Origin of the sequence: Vibrio iocasae (assembly GCF_042245395.1) — a bacterium.
Classification (GTDB): Bacteria; Pseudomonadota; Gammaproteobacteria; order Enterobacterales; family Vibrionaceae; genus Vibrio; species Vibrio iocasae.
In genome coordinates this window covers 858,828-877,752 of the sequence record NZ_CP145311.1, presented here as the reverse complement: position 1 = coordinate 877,752, position 18,925 = coordinate 858,828, and the positions used below count along the sequence as shown (strand labels likewise).

At 43.7% G+C, this 18,925-nt stretch carries 20 protein-coding genes and 8 tRNA genes; 17 read left to right on the top strand and 11 right to left on the bottom strand.

The window, feature by feature from the left end; all coding sequences use genetic code 11:
- Nucleotides 1–30: 30 nt before the first annotated feature.
- Entirely contained in the window at nucleotides 31–936 is a 906-nt protein-coding gene (locus tag SNR28_RS13745) for a Dyp-type peroxidase (RefSeq protein ID WP_375753140.1), read from the bottom strand.
- A 97-nt stretch (nucleotides 937–1,033) separates the two neighbouring features.
- Nucleotides 1,034–1,492, bottom strand: a complete 459-nt coding sequence (locus tag SNR28_RS13740) for a DUF2919 domain-containing protein (RefSeq protein ID WP_375753139.1) — start codon at nucleotides 1,490–1,492, stop codon at nucleotides 1,034–1,036.
- A gap of 83 nt (nucleotides 1,493–1,575) precedes the next feature.
- On the opposite strand from SNR28_RS13740, the gene SNR28_RS13735 reads away from it, so the two are divergent.
- Both SNR28_RS13735 and SNR28_RS13730 read left to right on the top strand, forming a co-directional pair.
- The gene (locus tag SNR28_RS13735) at nucleotides 1,576–1,929 is read left to right on the top strand and encodes a DUF2956 domain-containing protein (protein ID WP_375753137.1); all 354 of its coding nucleotides are present in this window, start codon (nucleotides 1,576–1,578) and stop codon (nucleotides 1,927–1,929) included.
- A gap of 9 nt (nucleotides 1,930–1,938) precedes the next feature.
- Nucleotides 1,939–2,271, top strand: coding sequence for a DUF4156 domain-containing protein (locus SNR28_RS13730; protein WP_375753135.1), 333 nt, complete (start codon nucleotides 1,939–1,941; stop codon nucleotides 2,269–2,271).
- A 356-nt stretch (nucleotides 2,272–2,627) separates the two neighbouring features.
- On the opposite strand, the gene SNR28_RS13725 is transcribed toward SNR28_RS13730, so the two are convergent.
- Nucleotides 2,628–2,704: transfer RNA gene (locus SNR28_RS13725), tRNA-Pro, on the bottom strand.
- 318 nt (nucleotides 2,705–3,022) lie between these two features.
- On the opposite strand from SNR28_RS13725, the gene SNR28_RS13720 reads away from it, so the two are divergent.
- From SNR28_RS13720 to rluF, 3 genes are all read left to right on the top strand, one after another.
- The gene (locus SNR28_RS13720; RefSeq protein ID WP_277826232.1) at nucleotides 3,023–3,163 is read left to right on the top strand and encodes a DUF3149 domain-containing protein; all 141 of its coding nucleotides are present in this window, start codon (nucleotides 3,023–3,025) and stop codon (nucleotides 3,161–3,163) included.
- Between the two features lie 117 nt (nucleotides 3,164–3,280).
- Complete coding sequence (smrA, locus tag SNR28_RS13715; protein ID WP_375753133.1) at nucleotides 3,281–3,862, top strand: DNA endonuclease SmrA; 582 nt, start codon at nucleotides 3,281–3,283, stop codon at nucleotides 3,860–3,862.
- Between the two features lie 88 nt (nucleotides 3,863–3,950).
- Nucleotides 3,951–4,982 (top strand): 23S rRNA pseudouridine(2604) synthase RluF, encoded by a 1,032-nt coding sequence (rluF, locus tag SNR28_RS13710; protein WP_375753131.1) that lies wholly within the window; start codon nucleotides 3,951–3,953, stop codon nucleotides 4,980–4,982.
- A 92-nt stretch (nucleotides 4,983–5,074) separates the two neighbouring features.
- Here the strand turns inward: rluF and ybaK are convergent, their stop codons facing one another.
- The 8 genes from ybaK to hemA all read right to left on the bottom strand — a co-directional run bounded on the left by ybaK (nucleotide 5,075) and on the right by hemA (nucleotide 12,970).
- Nucleotides 5,075–5,548 (bottom strand): Cys-tRNA(Pro) deacylase, encoded by a 474-nt coding sequence (gene ybaK / locus SNR28_RS13705; RefSeq protein WP_375753130.1) that lies wholly within the window; start codon nucleotides 5,546–5,548, stop codon nucleotides 5,075–5,077.
- Nucleotides 5,549–5,622: 74 nt separating this feature from the next.
- A complete protein-coding gene (gene ushA, locus SNR28_RS13700) occupies nucleotides 5,623–7,278 on the bottom strand; it encodes a bifunctional UDP-sugar hydrolase/5'-nucleotidase UshA (RefSeq protein ID WP_375753128.1) in 1,656 nt (551 codons plus the stop codon).
- A gap of 362 nt (nucleotides 7,279–7,640) precedes the next feature.
- Nucleotides 7,641–8,492, bottom strand: coding sequence for a 3-deoxy-8-phosphooctulonate synthase (kdsA, locus tag SNR28_RS13695; RefSeq protein ID WP_375753126.1), 852 nt, complete (start codon nucleotides 8,490–8,492; stop codon nucleotides 7,641–7,643).
- 25 nt (nucleotides 8,493–8,517) lie between these two features.
- Nucleotides 8,518–9,327, bottom strand: coding sequence for a SirB1 family protein (locus SNR28_RS13690; RefSeq protein ID WP_375753125.1), 810 nt, complete (start codon nucleotides 9,325–9,327; stop codon nucleotides 8,518–8,520).
- A 3-nt stretch (nucleotides 9,328–9,330) separates the two neighbouring features.
- Nucleotides 9,331–9,714, bottom strand: a complete 384-nt coding sequence (locus SNR28_RS13685; RefSeq protein ID WP_375753124.1) for a SirB2 family protein — start codon at nucleotides 9,712–9,714, stop codon at nucleotides 9,331–9,333.
- Nucleotides 9,715–9,748: 34 nt separating this feature from the next.
- Nucleotides 9,749–10,603, bottom strand: coding sequence for a peptide chain release factor N(5)-glutamine methyltransferase (prmC, locus tag SNR28_RS13680; RefSeq protein ID WP_375753122.1), 855 nt, complete (start codon nucleotides 10,601–10,603; stop codon nucleotides 9,749–9,751).
- 4 nt (nucleotides 10,604–10,607) lie between these two features.
- Nucleotides 10,608–11,696 carry a peptide chain release factor 1 gene (gene prfA, locus SNR28_RS13675; protein WP_375753121.1) on the bottom strand — a complete coding sequence of 363 codons (1,089 nt, stop codon included), beginning with the start codon at nucleotides 11,694–11,696 and terminating at the stop codon, nucleotides 10,608–10,610.
- Between the two features lie 8 nt (nucleotides 11,697–11,704).
- Nucleotides 11,705–12,970 carry a glutamyl-tRNA reductase gene (hemA, locus tag SNR28_RS13670; protein ID WP_375753120.1) on the bottom strand — a complete coding sequence of 422 codons (1,266 nt, stop codon included), beginning with the start codon at nucleotides 12,968–12,970 and terminating at the stop codon, nucleotides 11,705–11,707.
- A 265-nt stretch (nucleotides 12,971–13,235) separates the two neighbouring features.
- Between hemA and lolB the strand changes: the two genes are divergently transcribed.
- The 12 genes from lolB to SNR28_RS13610 all read left to right on the top strand — a co-directional run bounded on the left by lolB (nucleotide 13,236) and on the right by SNR28_RS13610 (nucleotide 18,912).
- Nucleotides 13,236–13,838: a lipoprotein insertase outer membrane protein LolB gene (lolB, locus tag SNR28_RS13665; RefSeq protein ID WP_375753119.1), complete on the top strand. Its 603-nt coding sequence runs from the start codon at nucleotides 13,236–13,238 to the stop codon at nucleotides 13,836–13,838.
- A gap of 2 nt (nucleotides 13,839–13,840) precedes the next feature.
- Nucleotides 13,841–14,713 carry a 4-(cytidine 5'-diphospho)-2-C-methyl-D-erythritol kinase gene (ispE, locus tag SNR28_RS13660; protein ID WP_375753118.1) on the top strand — a complete coding sequence of 291 codons (873 nt, stop codon included), beginning with the start codon at nucleotides 13,841–13,843 and terminating at the stop codon, nucleotides 14,711–14,713.
- Nucleotides 14,714–14,742: 29 nt separating this feature from the next.
- Nucleotides 14,743–15,693, top strand: a complete 951-nt coding sequence (locus SNR28_RS13655; protein ID WP_375753117.1) for a ribose-phosphate pyrophosphokinase — start codon at nucleotides 14,743–14,745, stop codon at nucleotides 15,691–15,693.
- Between the two features lie 197 nt (nucleotides 15,694–15,890).
- The gene (gene pth / locus SNR28_RS13650; protein WP_375753116.1) at nucleotides 15,891–16,481 is read left to right on the top strand and encodes an aminoacyl-tRNA hydrolase; all 591 of its coding nucleotides are present in this window, start codon (nucleotides 15,891–15,893) and stop codon (nucleotides 16,479–16,481) included.
- 10 nt (nucleotides 16,482–16,491) lie between these two features.
- Nucleotides 16,492–17,583 carry a redox-regulated ATPase YchF gene (gene ychF / locus SNR28_RS13645; protein ID WP_375753114.1) on the top strand — a complete coding sequence of 364 codons (1,092 nt, stop codon included), beginning with the start codon at nucleotides 16,492–16,494 and terminating at the stop codon, nucleotides 17,581–17,583.
- A gap of 471 nt (nucleotides 17,584–18,054) precedes the next feature.
- Nucleotides 18,055–18,131: transfer RNA gene (locus SNR28_RS13640), tRNA-Met, on the top strand.
- Nucleotides 18,132–18,169: 38 nt separating this feature from the next.
- Nucleotides 18,170–18,254, top strand: a tRNA-Leu gene (locus SNR28_RS13635).
- Nucleotides 18,255–18,284: 30 nt separating this feature from the next.
- Nucleotides 18,285–18,359: transfer RNA gene (locus SNR28_RS13630), tRNA-Gln, on the top strand.
- Nucleotides 18,360–18,476: 117 nt separating this feature from the next.
- Nucleotides 18,477–18,553, top strand: a tRNA-Met gene (locus SNR28_RS13625).
- 59 nt (nucleotides 18,554–18,612) lie between these two features.
- Nucleotides 18,613–18,697: transfer RNA gene (locus tag SNR28_RS13620), tRNA-Leu, on the top strand.
- A 25-nt stretch (nucleotides 18,698–18,722) separates the two neighbouring features.
- Nucleotides 18,723–18,807 (top strand) — tRNA-Leu (locus SNR28_RS13615).
- A 30-nt stretch (nucleotides 18,808–18,837) separates the two neighbouring features.
- A tRNA-Gln gene (locus tag SNR28_RS13610) sits at nucleotides 18,838–18,912 on the top strand.
- Nucleotides 18,913–18,925 lie beyond the last annotated feature (13 nt).

Genomic DNA, 18,925 nt, shown 5'->3' with positions numbered 1-18,925 from the left:
GCTTTGTCATCGAATGATTTAATGTAAAACTTAGATAGCTACTTCCATTGCCTGAAGCATCTCTTCCGATGGTGCAAAGAAATAAGCACCTGTCACCGCTTTAGTAAATCGCAACATCTGATCTGTCTTACCATCCGTGACACCATACATGCTCTCTAACATCACTTTAATGTTGTGCAGAGTGTTACAGTAAGCGATAAACAGAAGACCATGTTCACCCGATACTGAACCGTACGGCAAGCTATGACGAACAATTTTCAACCCTTTACCTTCTTCTTTGATATCAACACGGCCCACATGTGAAGCTGCCGGTACATCGTCCAGCTCAATTGAATCCGGCTTAGTACGACCAATCACTTTTTCCTGAGCCGAAACAGATAGGCGATTCCAGGCAGGAAGATCATGAATAAAGCGTTGCGCCATAACATAACTACCACCAGCAAACTCACCTTCTGGGATAATCGCAACTTCTGCGCGTTGAGAACCTTCCGGGTTTTCTGTCCCGTCGATAAAGTCTGTCATATCTCTGGAATCAAGATAACGATAACCATATGTTTCGTCGATAACATCCACGTATTCTGATACTGCAGACATCAATTTACGCATAACGTAAAAATGAAGGTCGTGACGTGCTGAATGACAATGAACGATAAAGTCCACATCAGACGCAGGTGCAATAACTTCACCCTCGCCAAGTTGCTCAAAAGGAATCAGCTCCTGTGGCATGCTCTGATTTGTTTGAGACCAGAAAGCATGCGTAAACCCAACTGAAACAGTTAGTGATGCTTCTGGCTGAGCTTCATTCAACTCTTTGACCAATTGAGGTAATTTCTTTAACTCTGCAAGAACGAGAGATGCTTCAGAACGAATTTTAAACTGGGAATATAGTGCAAAAGGGCCCGCTTCAGGGACGATTGCCGATTGAGATACTGACATATATAAACTCACTTACTTTCTGTTTTAGTAGAGCAAGTGTACAACGTTGCATAACTGAAAGTTTGATTTTAGTCATGTTCCTAAGGCGAAGTCACCTCTAATCAAGAACCGGTGCATGAAAACAATCTCTGACTCTTTTGCTTTTCTGTACAAACAGCAACAACCAAAGCAACCCAACGAGAGTCAGTGCATTAGGCCAACTGAATGCGCCCTTTTCTAGATAGATTTGATAAACAACCAAGCCTAACTGAGCCAAAATAGTCAGCAATGTAATAATTCGGCCATAAGAAAAAATACCAACGACCCATTTTCTATCCTGATGCCTCAATCCCAGCAACCAAAAAAGTACGATTGCAGGAGCACCAACAGCCAACCCAATATTTAACGTTGCTGGAACTGGGTATATCCACTCCAGTATCTCAACTCCTTTTTCTCTACTAGCTCCGGCCATAATAAAAACAACCCAGGCTTTTGCCAGAAACAACCAACCAAGCTTAAGCCACACTGGAGCGTTAAGAAAACCATTCTTGTCGTATTGTTCAATTGGATACCGCACTTATTCCCCAACACCCTTTTATCGATCTAACAGTCCGGTATGATAGATGAAATTGATCGTGATGAAACCAAAAGAATACAAAGATGAAAAAGAACAAAACAACGGTGTCCGCAGAAACACAAACTGAAGCCATGAAGATTGCGAAATCTACACAAAAGCCAGGGCAGACAAAAGAACAAACAAAACTAATCGCACAGGGAATCGAAAAAGGTATCGCTCAATACAAGAAGCAGCAGAAAGAAAGAGCCAGACAGGCTGATAAGGCAAAGAAAAAAGAGAGAAAAGCAAAAATACAGCAAAATCTTTCTGACGCTGAAAACACAGCTATCGAGTCTGATAATATGCAACTAGACTCAAAGGATTCATCCGCTCGCCTACCATGGGCTTTACTACTATTGAGTTGGATAGGATTTATAACTTATATAATTGTCGGCTAAGGAAACCTCATGAAATTCACACTTATTCTTCTACTCTGTTTACTGACCGCTGGGTGTACAACGCCATCGGTCGATTTATTACCAAGAGCAGATGAAGTCAGAGTGCGAATGAGTAGTGATATTCACCTGAACGAGTGTGAATGGAAAGGTGAAGCGATAGGCTCTGAAGGCCATTGGTACAACTTCTTGTTTTACAATAATGATACCCTGATGGAAGGGGCTTTAAACGACCTCAAAAATAATGCTCATGAACTCGGTGGCAATACCGTGTTCCTTCACGCCCCGCATTATTTCAGGACGTCAGTAACGATTATGGGTACAACCTATTACTGCAAACAATAAACTTTGCTTTTCAGACCGTAAATACAACAAAGCCCCATCATAAGATGAGGCTTCAGAAAGTGATCGATGAAGAGCCAATTCAGGAACAGGCGAACCCCGCCCCCAGGGCTAAAACGAGAAAAACCCGCTATTTTTAGCGGAGCTTTGAATATGGTCGGTGAAGAGGGATTCGATGGGACTGGCCTTCCAGCCCCCGACCAAAAGCTCTGCTTTTAAAACCGTAAATACAACAAAGCCCCGTCATAAGACGAGGCTTCTGAAAGTGATCGATGAAGAGCCAATTCAAGGAACAGGCGAACCCCCGACCCTGGCGCTAAAACGAGAAAACCCCGCTATTGCTAGCGGGGTTTTGAATATGGTCGGTGAAGAGGGATTCGAACCCCCGACCCTCTGGTCCCAAACCAGATGCGCTACCAAACTGCGCTATTCACCGAAAATGTGTTTTGTTAGGGTGCTGTTTCAGAGGGTCGCCCTCTGGTCCGCCATTCCTAAACCCGGAGATGCACAACCAAACTGCGCTATTCACCGGAACGGGGCGTATATTACGGATTATTGAAAGAGACGCAAGCCCTTTCTTAGTTTTTTTACCCTCAAGAGCTCAAGTGTTCAATATGCGCTCAAAGTGTGACTAAAAACACAACAACAAAAACAACTTCGTAACGAAATAGCCACAATTGATCCAGATCATTACCGTACGTGCTACATGGCACTAAGTTAGTTCTTGTCGTCACTAACTTTTGACGGAGGACTCATGGACTTTTGGCTCGATCTCCTTTTTGGCAATGCCGTTGGATTATCTTCAATGATAGTCATTTTTGGCGCACTTGGTTTGATGCTGTTTTTCGGTGGTTTCTTCGTGTACAAAGCAGTGAGTGACAAATCTCCTCACTAGATCGCTTAGCAATTAAAACTATTGCTCCGGAGTAAATTTAAATATTTGCTCCGGTTTTTCTATGGGCGAAAATTAATTTATACTCTTGCTTATACCATTCCTAAATGAGATGAAGTTATGTCTCAAGATGACGATCTAGACCTGTTTCAGCAAATGATGGGAGATGTTACCCCTATCAAAAATGACACTGCTGAACTCCAAAAAAAGCATAAGGTTACAGATGCTCACCTCGCTCGGCGGGAAGCCGCTGTCTGGCTCAGTGAGCAGGAACCCGAATACCTTTCCCTTGACCATGCCCCCATGCTGAAGCCTGAAGATTTGATTGCGTTCAAGCGAGATGGCGTACAAGAAGGCGTGTTTCGTAAGCTTAGACTAGGCAAGTACCCAATTCAGGCAAAGCTCGACCTACACCGGAAATCGCTGCAGGAAGCAAGAGACGAAATCGTCAAGTTTCTCAAACAGTGCCTGCGAATGGATATTCGCACCGTTATCATTGTTCACGGTAAGGGTGAACGTTCTAACCCACCAGCACTAATGAAAAGCTTCACCGCAAACTGGTTGATGCAGATAAAAGATGTGATGTGTATACACAGCGCGCAGCAGTTTCATGGTGGAACCGGTGCGGTATATGTTCTATTAAGAAAAAGTGCAGAAAAGAAACTAGAGAATCGGGAAAGACACCAAAAACGTATGGGATAAAATATCTCCTGTGCTACACTTCCTCAAATCATGAAGCAACTGTCCAACAGTTGCTTTTTTCATCGTTGTGAAACGCGGAGTTACCTAAATGTCACAAGAAGCATCCCCTTCAGCTAAACGCCTCAATAAGTACATCAGTGAAACCGGATACTGTTCTCGCCGAGAAGCAGATAGACTCATCGAACAAGGCCGGGTGACTATCAATGGTTCTGTACCGGAAATGGGCACTAAAGTGCTTCCTGGAGATGACGTTCTGGTAGATGGAAACCCTCTCCAGAAAAAAGATAAATCTATCTATATTGCGTTGAACAAGCCTACAGGGATTACCTGTACAACCGAGCGTGATGTTGAAGGTAATATTGTGGACTATATAGGTCACAAACAACGTATTTTCCCGATTGGTCGCCTTGATAAACCTTCCGATGGTTTAATCTTTTTAACCAACGACGGTGATATCGTAAATAAAATCCTGAGAGCGGGTAACAACCACGAGAAAGAGTATGTCGTTCGTGTAGATAAACCAATCACTCCAGAGTTTATTCAAAAAATGTCTTCTGGTGTGGATATTCTGGATACCACGACCCTTCCGTGCACAGTGACCAAAGAGACAAAGTTCTCCTTCAGAATTGTTCTTACTCAGGGGTTAAACCGTCAGATTCGCCGTATGTGTGAAGCACTTGGTTACGAAGTCTTTAAACTTCGTCGCGTGAGAATAATGAACATCACTATTGATGGCATTCCGAATGGCAAATGGCGTTACCTTACTGATGCTGAAGTTGCAGAAATTCTGCGAATGAGTGAAGACTCCGTTGGAACGGAAGAGGCCTCTAAAACGAACGCTAAGGGTCAGAGAATAAAGAAAGCAACCGATGCTAAGTTGTTTGACAGCCGTGAGGAAAACCAGACATCAAAGGCTAGAAGAAACCAGAAACCGAAGCACCGTACCTACGGAGGCAAAGGGGCTGATGAGTTCAGGCATTCCCCTAAGAAAAGAGATTCGCAAAAACGCGCTTCGGGTAATACCTCCCGAAAGCAGCAGAACAAGAAACCTTCTGATTCAAAACCCTACGCTTCAAAACCAGCTAAACGTGTAACAGGGACACTATCTCTGAAAAAGTAACGGTCTGATTTTGTTATGTGGCTGAATTTAATAAAAAATATAAGTCAATTCGCTCCCTGCCTTCGCAGGGATGACGAACTTTATTTATCAAATCAAGCCATCAACTCGACAAAGTTCCCTCGCGTCAAGGCAGCCAGATCCTTTGGTGATAATTCAATATCTAGTCCTCTCTTGCCCCCTGACACCAAAACGGAATCCTGAGGCTCAGCCGTCAAATCGATAAAAGTTGGTAGTGCCTTCTTCTGCCCAAGAGGACTGATGCCTCCAACAATATAGCCTGTGGTCTTCTGCGCGATATCAGGGTCAGCCATGTCTGCTTTTTTCGCTTTCATCGCTTTGGCTGCCTGTTTAAGGTTCAGCTTAGCATCGACAGGGATGATAGCCACCGCGAGATTTCTGGGTTCACCATTGATACAAAACAGAAGCGTTTTGAATACTTGCTTAGGGTCCATACCCAACAGTTCAGCCGCTTCCATACCATAACTCTGGCAGTTAGGATCGTGTTGATATTGACGAATGGTGTGAGTGATTTTTTTCTTTTTGAGAAGATTTATAGCGGGAGTCATAGGTCACCTAAACGAAAAAAGACGGTGTAAAAACACCGCCTTAATCTACGCTTATATGACTTTACTGGTCAAGCTTACTTGTAAACCATTTCACCTTTAGGAGCGAACTTGTTCACATCAACAGGTGAGTTTTCCTCAAGGAATGCCTTAAGTACTTCTGCATCAACAAAACCAGTGTTCACATAGCCAGGGTGACCAGTTAGCTTAGGATAGCCATCACCACCTGCAGCGTTAAAGCTAGGGATTGTGAAACGGTATGTCTTAGCCATATCCAGAGGTTCGCCACCAACTTTCACATCGCTAACCTTACCGTTAGCAACAGTCATTGAGATACCTGCGAACTGAGCGTAAGCACCTGAGTCTACTGGCTTAGTTGCAACAACATTTAGGTAATCAAGCACTTCTTTACCAGACATATCTGTGTAAGTAATTGCATTGCCAAATGGCTGAACAGTCAAAACATCTTTATATGTGATATCGCCTTCATCTATTGAAGCACGAACACCACCAGAGTTCATTACGCCAAAGTCTGCTTTTGCACGCTCCATTTGAGCAGTAGCAATCAAGCGACCAAGGTTAGTCTGGTTGAAACGAACGATGTTACGCTCACCTTCCAGGCGGCCGTTTGTCTCAGCAATCTTAACACTTAATTGCTCCTGACCTTTTTCCTGGTAAGGCTGTAAGAATGCTAGCATTTCTGGATCTTGAGCGATTTCTTCTTCAATGAATACGCGCTTCTTCTTGCCGTCTACTTTGATCTTCTTCTTCAGGTTTACAGGAATAAGATCATAGCTCACCATTTCCAGCTCACCGTTAACAAACTCAAAGTCTGCACGGCCGACATATTTACCCCACTCGTGCGCCTGAACAATCCAGGTGCCGTTCTGGCTATCTGGCTTACATTCGTCACCTGGCTTGAAGCTCTTGTTGTACATGTTTGGACCTTCCATGCACACAGGCTCTTGTGAGTGACCACCCACAATCATGTCCAGAGAGCCTTCATCAAGGTAGCGAGCAAGAGCTACGTCACCCGGAGCATTAACACCACGGTTACCATTTTCATAGTGGCCCATGTGTGTTACCGCAAAAATAAGATCTGGTTTCTCAGATTTCTCTAGCTCAGCAATAAGCTTCTTCGCTTCTTCTTTAGGATCGCGGAAATCAAGCTCACTGATGTACTCAGGGTTACCGATCTTCATTGTGTCTTCAGTTGTCAGACCGATAACTGCAATCTTAAGACCCTGCTTTTCAAACATCTGGTATGCCTGGTACTTACGCTCGCCAGTATCTTTGTCATAGATGTTTGCAGACAACATAGGGAAGTTAGCCCAATCGATCTGCTGCTGAAGTACGTCTAATGGGTTATCAAATTCGTGGTTACCTAATGCCATTGCATCATAACCAAGAATATTCATACCTTTAAAATCAGGTTCTGCATCCTGAAGGTCTGATTCTGGTACACCTGTGTTGATATCACCACCAGATAGAAGCAGTACACTACCTCCATCAGCTTCGATTTCTGCACGCAATTCGTCAATCAACGTCTTGCGAGCAGCCATACCATACTCACCGTATTTGTTTTGCCAGAAGCGACCATGATGGTCGTTAGTGTGAAGTACAGTTAGCTTATAAGTCTGATCTTCTTCCCAGTTAGGGCCAGAAGCACAACCAGCCAACACTGCTAGTACCGCTGCGCTCACTGCTGACTTGAAAATTAGGCGTTCCTTCATTTTTTCACCTTTCTAATTTGAGGGGATAAGCTGGCGTATCAGTATACGTACACCAATAAGGAAGCTCGAAAAGCTTCCCTTTTTACACTACCCACGCAATGTGGGTACCTATAAAACCTTAAGTAATACAAACTGCAATAAATGTAGTCAAAAATGTTAAAGCATTAATGTGAAAACTTAGCGCATGAAATATGACAGATTGGTAACAATCAAACTGTGATAGCAAGCGAAAAATAAGACTTACACGCATGCAGCCTGTGAATACTTTCTAGTTCTGTTGATTCTAGTATCAATCTCACAATAACAGCAATAAAAAAGCCGACCCAAGGTGGGTCGGCTCTCATTTTTTAATTAAATATCATTTATTTGATATCGATATGATCGAAACCTTTTATCAGATCATCTAGAGCTTTCATTTGAGCCAGGAAAGGTTCAAGCTTATCCAGAGGTAACGCAGAAGGACCATCACACTTCGCTTTTTCCGGGTTTGGATGCGCTTCAATAAACAGACCAGCAATTCCTGTAGCCAGACCCGCTTTCGCCAGTTCAACTGTCTGCTCACGACGACCACCAGACGCAGCACCACTTGGATCACGCATCTGAAGAGAATGCGTCACATCGAAGATGATCGGGCTACCTTTCGAAGCTTTCTTCATAACACCAAAACCAAGCATATCGACCACTAGGTTGTCGTAGCCGTGGCATGAGCCTCGCTCACAAAGAATGATGTTATCGTTACCGCATTCACCAAACTTCTCTACGATATTGCCTACCTGACCAGGGCTCATAAACTGAGGCTTTTTAACATTGATTACCGCCCCGGTTTTAGCCATTGCTTCAACCAAATCAGTCTGGCGAGCAAGAAAAGCAGGAAGCTGGATGACATCAACAACATCGGCAACAGGTTGAGCCTGAGCTTCCGTATGAACATCAGTAATCACTTTCACACCAAAGGTATCTTTCAGCTCTTGAAAGATTTTCATACCTTCTTCAAGGCCAGGACCACGATAGGAATGAACAGAACTGCGGTTCGCTTTGTCGAATGAAGCTTTAAATACGTAAGGAATGCCCAGTTTCTCTGTCACTTTCACATAGTGCTCACAGATCTGCATCGCAAGATCACGAGACTCAAGAACGTTCATCCCTGCAAATAGGGTAAATGGCTTGTCGTTCGCAACAGGGATGTCACCAACGTGAACGATTTTTTGCTCCATTTTCTTCTCTCTAATTCAAATTTAATTAATGAAAAACAGTCGGTGTTTCATTCAGTGCTTTTACCTGAGCTTTTAATAGCTCAGCAGCGGGGTCTTCAGGACACTGATCGATGAAAAACTCGTAATCCAGTTTGGCAACCTGATGACAATCAAGTTGTTGATAGATAAACCCTCTATCACGTATCTCATAAGGATCATCTGGCACAAAAGTCAGTGCTAAATCAGTACACTTCAGTGCAAGAGTATAGCGTTCTTCTCTTAACAGTGCGCTCTTGATTATTGCCAACCAACGACCAATGACCGTTGGATTATCTGAAGACTCCAAATGTTCACTTTCCAATTTCGCTAAAGGACCTTCATGGCCAATCAGCCAAGCAGCAAGCACTTTTTCAGCAACATACTCTCCGTTAAACGGATTGATATACTGTGCTCTGTCGTCATGCCAGTTAACTTTAACAATAAACTGGGTCGGGAAAGCGACACCTTCCACAGGAAACCCTAGCTTTCTGCCAAAATATAGCAATAGAGAACCTAGGCTCACTGGTATTCCTTTTCTTCTTTCAAGCACCTTATCCATAAAGGCATTTTCCGAAGAAAAGTACGCATCTGCATCACCAGAGAACTTCCACTCGTAGTAAAAAAGACGCAAGAAAGATTCAAACTTCTGTTTTTCATCTGTCTCATGAACCAAAGTTAGCTCTGCTTCTTTCAATAGTCTCTGAAGCTCTTGTTCTACCCATTGAACCTCTGTTTCAGGGTTAATCGCTACATTCAGTGCCAACGCCCCCTCAACCAGTTCCATATTGTCTAAGTCTTCATCAAACAATTCAAACATAGCTTAACCCATAAGTGCTGGTAGCTTAGTCACTGCAATGCGACCAGCCATAAATAACCAACCTAATGCGCCAAAAAAGGCAAATGTGCGGATTAGCTTTCCTTTAGCAATTCGAAGCGTAAACATAGCTAGAGCAAAGTAAGCAAGAATGCAAGTTACCTTCTCAGTAAACCACTCACTGCCAGGTGTGAAAGGAACAAAGCCCAGTGCAAATACCAGAGCAATTCCAGAAACAATAAGCACAGAATCAACGATATGTGGCGTTACTTTGAAGATTTTTGCGTTCACTTTATCAGACTCAGCCATGATAAGAGCAAAGCGAATAGAAAGGAGAATCGCACTTAAGGCGATAGCTAAAAGGTGGATATGTTTTAAGGCAAAATACATTTTTTCTCGCTTTTATTTTGTCCTGATACTTCTGTTAACCGAAGTACTGACCCATTGTTACACGGTCATTTCCGGCATAGTCTTTTTCGGTAGTTACATTACGATAGCCAAGTTCAATCATCAATTTCTGAACATCAACGCCTTGTTCAAAACCGTGCTCAAACAGCAGCCATCCGTGTTCCTGAATATAATTTAATGCGTTCGTCGCAATGTGCCTTATATCCGCCAGACCTTTTTCTTCAGCAACCAAAGCAGACAGCGGTTCAAAACGAACATCTCCCTGCGTCAAATGCGGGTCACTTTTTTCTATATAAGGCGGATTTGAAACAATTAAAGCAAACTTTGTTCCATTTTCTATGGGGTCAAACCAACTTCCCTGAAGAAATCGACAGTTGGTGATATTGAGATGAACAGCATTTTCTGTCGCCAGTTGCTGGGCTTCTTCTCTGATGTCCACGCCAAACACATCGGCTACTGGCAACTCAGAAGCTAGTGCTAATGCTATTGCACCCGTTCCTGTTCCCAAGTCTAAGATTGATACTTTTCCTTGCGGGGCTTTATCCAGCGCAAGCTCTACCAATCTCTCAGTATCTGGTCTAGGAATGAGTGTAGAGGGAGAAACCTTCAGTGGTAGTGACCAGAATTCTCGCTCACCGATGATATAAGCAATAGGCTCGCCAGAAATACGTCGTTCCAACAAATGGCGAAACGCTTCCTGTTGAGATTCATCGAGAATTTTCTCTGGCCAGGTAAGCAAATAGCTTCTTGGCTTATCCAGAACGTGGCAAAGAAGCACCGCAGCATCCAAAGACGGCGATTCAGTTCCACTTGATTGCAGTTCTGATATTGCCGTCTTTAAGGATTGCTCAATAGAGGATTGAGTATCCATTCAGTTAGTTTTGTTCAGCCAAAGCTGCTAACTGATCAGCCTGATGTTCCTGCAGCACAGGATCAACCAAGCTTTGAAGATCGCCTTCCATCACTTCATTCAGACGGTATAGCGTCAGGTTGATACGATGATCGGAAACACGACCCTGAGGATAGTTATAGGTACGGATACGGTCACTACGGTCACCACTACCTAACAAGTTACGTCGGGTATCTGACACTTCTGCAGCACGACGCTCTTGTTCTGCCTGTACAATTCGGGCTGCAAGCACTGACATCGCTTTTGCTTTGTTCTTATGTTGTGAACGCTCATCCTGACATTCAACAACGGTGCCAGTCGGTAAGTGAGTAATACGAATAGCTGAATCCGTGGTGTTTACGTGCTGACCACCTGCACCAGATGCACGGAATGTATCGATTTTCAGATCTGCCGCTTTAATTTCTGGCAGATCGGCTTCCGGAATCTCTGCCATTACTGCGACAGTACAAGCAGAGGTATGAACACGCCCCTGGGATTCGGTCGCAGGTACACGCTGAACACGGTGACCACCAGATTCAAATTTCAGAACTCCGTATGCACCATCGCCATTTACTTTGGCGATCATCTCTTTGTAACCGCCTTGCTCAGATTCGTTTGAGCTCATTACTTCAATACGCCAGCCCTGCTTTTCAGCATATTTGCTGTACATACGGAAAAGGTCGCCCGCAAAAATGCCCGCTTCATCACCGCCCGCACCAGCACGAATTTCGAGGAAGCAGTTGCGCTCGTCATTTGGATCTTTTGGGAGTAGAAGGATCTGAAGTTCATCACTCAGGCGCTCAATCGCTGCTTTCGCTTCTTGGATCTCTTCTTGCGCCATTTCGCGCATCTCTTCATCATCTTCTTTCGCCATCTCTTCAGCGGCAATCAGATCGTCCTGAGCTTGCTGATATGCCTGGAAGCATTTTGTCAGCTCTTCAAGTTGAGAGTATTCTTTTGATAAAGCGCGGAATTTGTCTTGGTTACCAATAATTTCAGGATCGCCAAGAAGGTGCTGAACTTCCTCATATCGCTCTACAAGGGTTTCCAGCTTAGTTAGAATGGACGGTTTCATAATCTTCTTTAATTCTGTTGAAGGTCCTCAAGACCAAGAGCCTGTCGAATGACAGAAAGCTTATCCGGCTCTCCTTTTTCAGCGGCAAGTTGCAACGCACGGGTTGGAGCGTGGATAAGCTTATTCGTTAACTTATTACTCAGTTCTAGCAGTACTTTTTCCGGATCACCACCAGATTGAAGGCTTTGCAGACTTTTCGCCAGAAGTTCTTCTCTGGTCGAATTTGCCGACGTACGATAATCCCGGATGCTATCAACTGCCTGAAGAGAGCGGAGCCACGTCATAAACGCGGCACTCTCTTCTGTCACAATCGCTTCTGCTTCGATTGCTTCTACTTTTCGCTGTTCAATATTTTGCTCAACGATTGATTGTAAATCATCAACAGTATAAAGATAAACGTCTCTTAACTCACCTACTTGTTGCTCTACATCTCGAGGAACTGCTATATCTACGATAAGCATAGGCTGATGTCTGCGTTTTTTTATTGCTGTTTCTACCATCCCCTTACCAATGATAGGCAATGGACTTGCAGTAGAACTGATGACAATATCGGCTCGATGAAGATGGTCAGGGATTTCAGACAGGCTAATGACTTCTGCATTAAACTCATCTGCCAGACCGAGAGCCCTTTCTCGGGTTCGGTTGGCGACAATCATACTCTCACAACCATTGTCTGCAAGATGTTTCGCCACTAGCTCGATTGTTTCACCTGCACCAACTAATAAGACAGTAGAATCCGTTAACGATTCGAAAATGTGTTTGGCCAGGGTACATGCTGCATAAGCAACAGAAACTGCAGCACCACCAATCTCTGTTTCGGTTCTCACTCGCTTAGCGACAGAGAATGTTTTTTGGAACAGCTTTTCCATGGTTCCATCGACTGCACGATACTCTCGGGCACTGGTGTAAGCTTGTTTAACCTGTCCGAGGATCTGCGGTTCACCTAACACTAGCGAATCAAGGCCGCAAGAGACTCTCATAAGATGTTTGATTGCCGACTGCTCTTCGTAGATATAGAGGCTGGACATGAGCTCTTCAGGAGTGATCTGATGAAACTGGGTCAACCAATCGATAACCTTGTTCTTGCTCGATTTTTTAACGTCGCAATAGATTTCTGTTCGGTTACAGGTAGAGACAATTACGCCGCTATTTACATTTGCATCCGATTCTAATTGTTTATGCGCTTCAGTTAGTTTCTCTGGTGAAAAAGCAACCTTTTCTCGCAACTCAACCGACGCTGTATTGTGATTGATACCAATAGCAAGCAAAGACATGTGTATAGGTTTCTCGATTTGGAACACAGACAAAGGAAGAATTTTACTTGATGCCCCACCCTAATAAAAGTGTCACACATCACTGTTTTCCTTACTTCGTGACTTAAACCAACTTGCGCCTACTATATGAACAGCACGTTTATGAACAATTACCTCCAAAGGGGTAGGGTTTTAGAGAAAAACCAATTCATATCTGAGACTTATTTTCATTTGGATTGAATGGTATAGTCTGCAACTAACCTACTTGGCTTAATAAATCTAACGCATGAAAACTTTATATCGATTTTTTCTGTCTATCGTTCCTCTAATTTTGTTAACCGCATGTGAAAGCATACCGGAGCAATCAACAAAAAGTGTTGAATGGCAAAATCATGAGGGACTGTTATCCCAAATCGACACATACCGTGCCTCCGGTAAACTTGGTTACAAGAGCCCCGATGTTACTCAGAGTTTAAACTTCACCTGGAATCACTCCCCGGAAAAAAGCCAGCTCAGATTAACCACTTTTCTTGGAAAAACGGTGCTGAACATCACGATGACACCGGAAGGTGCGACCGTCGTAGATATTGATGGTAATGAGTACCAGGATAAAAATGCAACTCTGTTAGTGTATAGACTCACAGGGCTAGTTATTCCTGTTACGTATATGCAGGATTGGCTAAAAGGCTTACCGACATCTACAGACAGCTTTGATCTGAATGAAGAGACTAATACGCTCCAGTCATTATCAAAAAAGCTGGGGACAAAAATATGGAACCTCAACTACGAGAGCTATCAGGCCGTTGGAAGTATCCCACTCCCCTATATGATGAAGATGACTCAGGATCAAACCTCTTTAAAAATTGTTGTATCTAAGTGGATTATCTAAACATGATTAAAGGCACCACTCACTGGCCTTCTCCGGCAAAACTCAATTTATTCCTCTATATTACCGGTCGTCGTGACAACGGGTATCATGATCTGCAGACATTATTTCAGTTTTTGGATTATGGTGACGAGTTAACAATTAAAGCGACTGATCAACCAGAAATTGTCATAACACCAGAAATACAAGGGCTTGCCGTAGAAGATAACCTTATCTGGAAGGCAGCAAAAGCCCTACAAGAAAAGGCAGGATGTTCATTCGGTGCCAAAATAGACCTAAAGAAGATTTTGCCTATGGGTGGCGGCATTGGCGGGGGCTCTTCGAATGCTGCAACGGCATTGGTTGCACTCAATTACTTGTGGCAAACGAATCTTTCTGAAGATGAGCTTGCAGACATAGGATTAAAACTCGGTGCCGATGTCCCTGTCTTTGTCCGTGGGTTTGCTGCATTTGCTGAAGGTGTTGGTGAAAAACTGGAAAGAGTGAGCCCTGAAGAAAAATGGTACTTGGTCGTAAGACCAGATGTCAGTATCTCTACAGCAGAAATATTTGGCCATCCAGATCTAACACGAAATACGCCAAAGCGAAGCAGTACCGAATTGTTAACCGGATCATACGTAAACGATTGCGAAAAAATCGTACGATTAACCTATCCAGAGGTTGATAAGCAACTTTCATGGCTGCTACAATACGCGCCGTCAAGATTGACGGGTACCGGATCTTGCGTTTTTGCTGAATTTTTAAGCGAAAAAGACGCTAAGAATACCCGTGTTAAACTATCTGACAATGTCTCTGCATTTGTTGCACAGGGGAAAAATATTTCTCCTTTGAATAAGAGACTGTCTGATTACAAATCAGACATCATCCAACCTACTTAAAAACTGGACGCAACCTTGAGGTTTCCACCGTGCCTGACATGAAGCTATTTGCTGGTAACGCTACACCCGAACTAGCACAACGTATTGCTGACCGCCTATACATCTCCCTTGGTGATGCTACTGTAGACAGATTCTCAGATGGCGAGATCGCTGTACAAATTAACGAAAATGTTCGTGGTAGTGATGTTTTCATTATCCAATCAACGTGTGCACCAACTAACGACAACCTAATGGAGTTAGTGGTAATGATCGACGCAATGCGTCGCGCTTCAGCAGGCCGTATCACAGCTGTAATCCCATACTTTGGCTACGCTCGTCAGGACCGTCGTGTACGTTCTGCTCGTGTGCCAATTACAGCGAAAGTGATTGCTGATTTCCTTTCAAACGTTGGTGTAGACCGCGTGCTTACCATTGATCTTCACGCAGAGCAAATTCAGGGCTTCTTCGATGTTCCTGTAGACAACATTTTTGGTACTCCTGTACTGCTTGATGACATGCTAACTCGTGGCCTGGAAGATCCTGTTGTTGTATCACCAGACCTTGGCGGTGTTGTTCGCGCTCGCGCAACGGCAAAAGCACTTGGCAACATCGACATTGCTATCGTAGATAAGCGCCGTCCTCGTGCGAACGTATCAGAAGTAATGAACCTTATCGGTGAAGTCGAAGGGCGTGACTGCGTTATCGTTGATGACATGATCGATACAGGTGGCACACTTTGTAAAGCAGCAGAAGCTCTTAAAGAGCGTGGTGCTAAGCGTGTATTTGCTTACGCAACTCACCCAGTATTCTCTGGTAACGCTGTTAAGAACATCAAGAACTCAGTACTTGATCAGGTGATCATTACTGACTCTATTTCTCTGACTAAAGAAATGGCAGCAACTGGTAAAGTTACTCAGTTAACTCTATCAAGCATGCTAGCAGAAGCGATTCGTCGTATTAGCAACGAAGAATCTATCTCTGCAATGTTTAACTCTAAGTAAGAGAGATTGCAAAATAAGCCACTAAGGGCATTACGTTTTGCAACTTCATCGTATTCAAACACCCAGCCTGTTGTGCTGGGTGTTTTGTTTTAGTCCGTTGACTTCGAGAGTGTTGCTATGCCGGCAATCTATAGCCTGTCGGCTAGAAGATGTGCTACCATACGGCGCTTTTTTCGATTCCAAGAGAGATCCTAACCTTGAGTCAAGAGATAAAACTGCTGGTTGGCCTTGCCAATCCAGGTCCTGAATACGCCAAAACTCGTCACAATGCTGGTGCATGGGTGATAGAGGAATTAGCAAGAGTACACAATGTTACTCTAAAAAATGAACCTAAGTTTTTTGGGTTAACGGGTCGAATCATAGCGAACGGGCATGACCTGCGTCTGCTTGTTCCTACGACATTTATGAATCTCTCGGGGAAAGCAATAGCCGCACTTGCCAAGTTTTACCAAATTAAGCCAGAGGAGATCATGGTTGCTCATGACGAGCTCGATCTTCCGCCAGGTATAGGTAAGTTTAAAAAAGGTGGTGGTCACGGTGGACACAATGGCCTGAAAGACACCATCAGCAAGTTAGGAAACAACAAAGAATTTTATCGTCTTCGGATAGGCATTGGCCATCCGGGACACAGAGACAAAGTATCCGGTTACGTATTAGGTAAAGCCCCTGCTAAAGAGCAGGAGTGTATTGAAGCCGTAGTTGATGAGTCTGTTCGCAGCCTCGACATATTACTAAAAGACGGCTTAACTAAAGCACAAAACCGCTTACATACATTCAAAGCAGAATAAGGTTACTATCATGGGTTTTAAATGTGGCATAGTTGGTCTGCCTAACGTAGGTAAATCAACCCTGTTTAACGCACTAACAAAAGCGGGAATCGAAGCAGCAAACTTCCCTTTCTGTACTATCGAGCCAAATACAGGTGTTGTTCCTGTGCCAGATCTACGTCTGGACGCTCTGGCAAAAATCGTTAACCCACAACGTGTTCTGCCAACCACAATGGAATTTGTGGATATTGCTGGTTTGGTTGCCGGTGCTTCTAAAGGTGAAGGCCTTGGTAACAAATTCCTGGCTAACATCCGTGAAACTGACGCGATTGGTCACGTAGTTCGCTGTTTTGAGAACGAAAACATCGTTCACGTTGCAGGTAAAATTTCTCCTCTTGAGGACATCGAAATCATTAACCTAGAGCTTGCACTGGCTGACCTTGATACTTGTGAACGTGCGATTCAGCGTCAGGCTAAACGTGCAAAAGGCGGTGACAAAGATGCGAAGTTCGAAATCACTGTTCTTGAAAAACTACTGCCTGTGCTAACTGAAGGTGGAATGGCACGTAGTGTAGAGCTAGCTAAAGAAGAACTGGCAGCAATTGGCTACCTTAACTTCCTCACGCTAAAGCCAACTATGTACATTGCTAATGTCAACGAAGATGGCTTTGAAGATAACCCATTCCTTGATCAGGTTCGTGAGCACGCATCTAAAGAAAATGCGGTTGTTGTACCTGTATGTGCTGCGATTGAGTCTGAACTTTCAGAACTTGATGACGAAGATCGTGAAGAATTCCTTGAAGATATGGGTATCGAAGAGCCAGGATTGAACCGTGTAATCCGTTCTGGCTACGAGCTACTCGCTCTTCAGACTTACTTTACCGCTGGTGTTAAAGAAGTACGCGCATGGACAATTCCAATCGGCGCTACTGCTCCTCAATCTGCTGGTAAGATTCATACTGACTTTGAAAAAGGCTTTATCCGTGCGGAAGTTGTTGGTTATGACGACTTTATTGAGTACAACGGTGAAAGCGGTGCAAAAGAAGCGGGCAAGTGGCGTCTGGAAGGTAAAGATTACATCGTTAAAGATGGTGATGTCGTACATTTCCGCTTCAACGTATAATAATTATTGTTATTGCTGGTTATTTTCGTCCGAAGCTACTTCAAAGGTGCTCATTTACATTCGTAAACTCCGCGCTTTTTCATTGCTACGAACAAAAATTCCTGCGCATTAACAGTAATTAATCGTTTCTTTAGTTCCCACGCTCCGGCGTGGGAATTCATATCTGCCTATAAATTTCTCGACCAATCTATAAATAACTAAATAAATATAGATACCAAAAAAGAAGACATGTTCGTATAACCATACTACATGTATGCATTGCCTATTACCCATCACCTAATTTTCTTTCCAATGATGTTAATTTTTTTGAGACTTTTTGGGTACAAATAGGGCGTTTTGCTTAAAAAAGACTCGAACAGTCAATGAAAAGCATTTTATTAAAAAAAGTAGTTGACGGTTTTCCTGCAGATACGCATAATGCGCTCCGTCTTCGGCACTGAGGCAACTCAATGTTCGAGACCAAAATTTGATGGCTACGTAGCTCAGCTGGTTAGAGCACATCACTCATAATGATGGGGTCACAGGTTCAAATCCCGTCGTAGCCACCATTTCCTAAGTACTTTTTCGAAAGTCTTTAGGAAATAATGCGGAAGTGGCGGAATTGGTAGACGCACCAGATTTAGGTTCTGGCGCCGCAAGGTGTGAGAGTTCAAGTCTCTCCTTCCGCACCATTATTTAGAATGCTCATTGAGTATTTCTGCAGGGCTATCGCCAAGCGGTAAGGCAACGGGTTTTGATCCCGTCATTCCCTGGTTCGAATCCAGGTAGCCCTGCCATTATTAAGTTAATGGCATAACAGAGTTTAACTTGTTCTGACATTAATTTTTGAATATGTACAATTAGTACTGTTCAACGGGTTAAGTTTATATTATATTACTTCGCCCAAACGGTATGGCTACGTAGCTCAGCTGGTTAGAGCACATCACTCATAATGATGGGGTCACAGGTTCAAATCCCGTCGTAGCCACCATTTATTTAAGTTTATTAGTTTTTACCAATTGACTGATAAACCTGTAGAAAATTTGAGACGCGGAAGTGGCGGAATTGGTAGACGCACCAGATTTAGGTTCTGGCGCCGCAAGGTGTGAGAGTTCAAGTCTCTCCTTCCGCACCATCTCAAATCTCTCTACAACAATTTTGCGGAAGTGGCGGAATTGGTAGACGCACCAGATTTAGGTTCTGGCGCCGCAAGGTGTGAGAGTTCAAGTCTCTCCTTCCGCACCATATTTAGAATAACTCTTTGAGTTTTTCTGCAGGGCTATCGCCAAGCGGTAAGGCAACGGGTTTTGATCCCGTCATTCCCTGGTTCGAATCCAGGTAGCCCTGCCATTATTTTGCTGAA

What these genes read in the sequence shown, in the direction of transcription:
- SNR28_RS13745 (WP_375753140.1), bottom strand. Translation starts at nt 936, where the DNA reads ATGTCAGTATCTCAATCGGCAATCGTCCCTGAAGCGGGCCCTTTTGCA.
- SNR28_RS13735 (WP_375753137.1), top strand. Translation starts at nt 1,576, where the DNA reads ATGAAAAAGAACAAAACAACGGTGTCCGCAGAAACACAAACTGAAGCC.
- SNR28_RS13730 (WP_375753135.1), top strand. Translation starts at nt 1,939, where the DNA reads ATGAAATTCACACTTATTCTTCTACTCTGTTTACTGACCGCTGGGTGT.
- SNR28_RS13720 (WP_277826232.1), top strand. Translation starts at nt 3,023, where the DNA reads ATGGACTTTTGGCTCGATCTCCTTTTTGGCAATGCCGTTGGATTATCT.
- smrA (WP_375753133.1), top strand. Translation starts at nt 3,281, where the DNA reads ATGTCTCAAGATGACGATCTAGACCTGTTTCAGCAAATGATGGGAGAT.
- rluF (WP_375753131.1), top strand. Translation starts at nt 3,951, where the DNA reads ATGTCACAAGAAGCATCCCCTTCAGCTAAACGCCTCAATAAGTACATC.
- ybaK (WP_375753130.1), bottom strand. Translation starts at nt 5,548, where the DNA reads ATGACTCCCGCTATAAATCTTCTCAAAAAGAAAAAAATCACTCACACC.
- ushA (WP_375753128.1), bottom strand. Translation starts at nt 7,278, where the DNA reads ATGAAGGAACGCCTAATTTTCAAGTCAGCAGTGAGCGCAGCGGTACTA.
- kdsA (WP_375753126.1), bottom strand. Translation starts at nt 8,492, where the DNA reads ATGGAGCAAAAAATCGTTCACGTTGGTGACATCCCTGTTGCGAACGAC.
- SNR28_RS13690 (WP_375753125.1), bottom strand. Translation starts at nt 9,327, where the DNA reads ATGTTTGAATTGTTTGATGAAGACTTAGACAATATGGAACTGGTTGAG.
- SNR28_RS13685 (WP_375753124.1), bottom strand. Translation starts at nt 9,714, where the DNA reads ATGTATTTTGCCTTAAAACATATCCACCTTTTAGCTATCGCCTTAAGT.
- prmC (WP_375753122.1), bottom strand. Translation starts at nt 10,603, where the DNA reads ATGGATACTCAATCCTCTATTGAGCAATCCTTAAAGACGGCAATATCA.
- prfA (WP_375753121.1), bottom strand. Translation starts at nt 11,696, where the DNA reads ATGAAACCGTCCATTCTAACTAAGCTGGAAACCCTTGTAGAGCGATAT.
- hemA (WP_375753120.1), bottom strand. Translation starts at nt 12,970, where the DNA reads ATGTCTTTGCTTGCTATTGGTATCAATCACAATACAGCGTCGGTTGAG.
- lolB (WP_375753119.1), top strand. Translation starts at nt 13,236, where the DNA reads ATGAAAACTTTATATCGATTTTTTCTGTCTATCGTTCCTCTAATTTTG.
- ispE (WP_375753118.1), top strand. Translation starts at nt 13,841, where the DNA reads ATGATTAAAGGCACCACTCACTGGCCTTCTCCGGCAAAACTCAATTTA.
- ychF (WP_375753114.1), top strand. Translation starts at nt 16,492, where the DNA reads ATGGGTTTTAAATGTGGCATAGTTGGTCTGCCTAACGTAGGTAAATCA.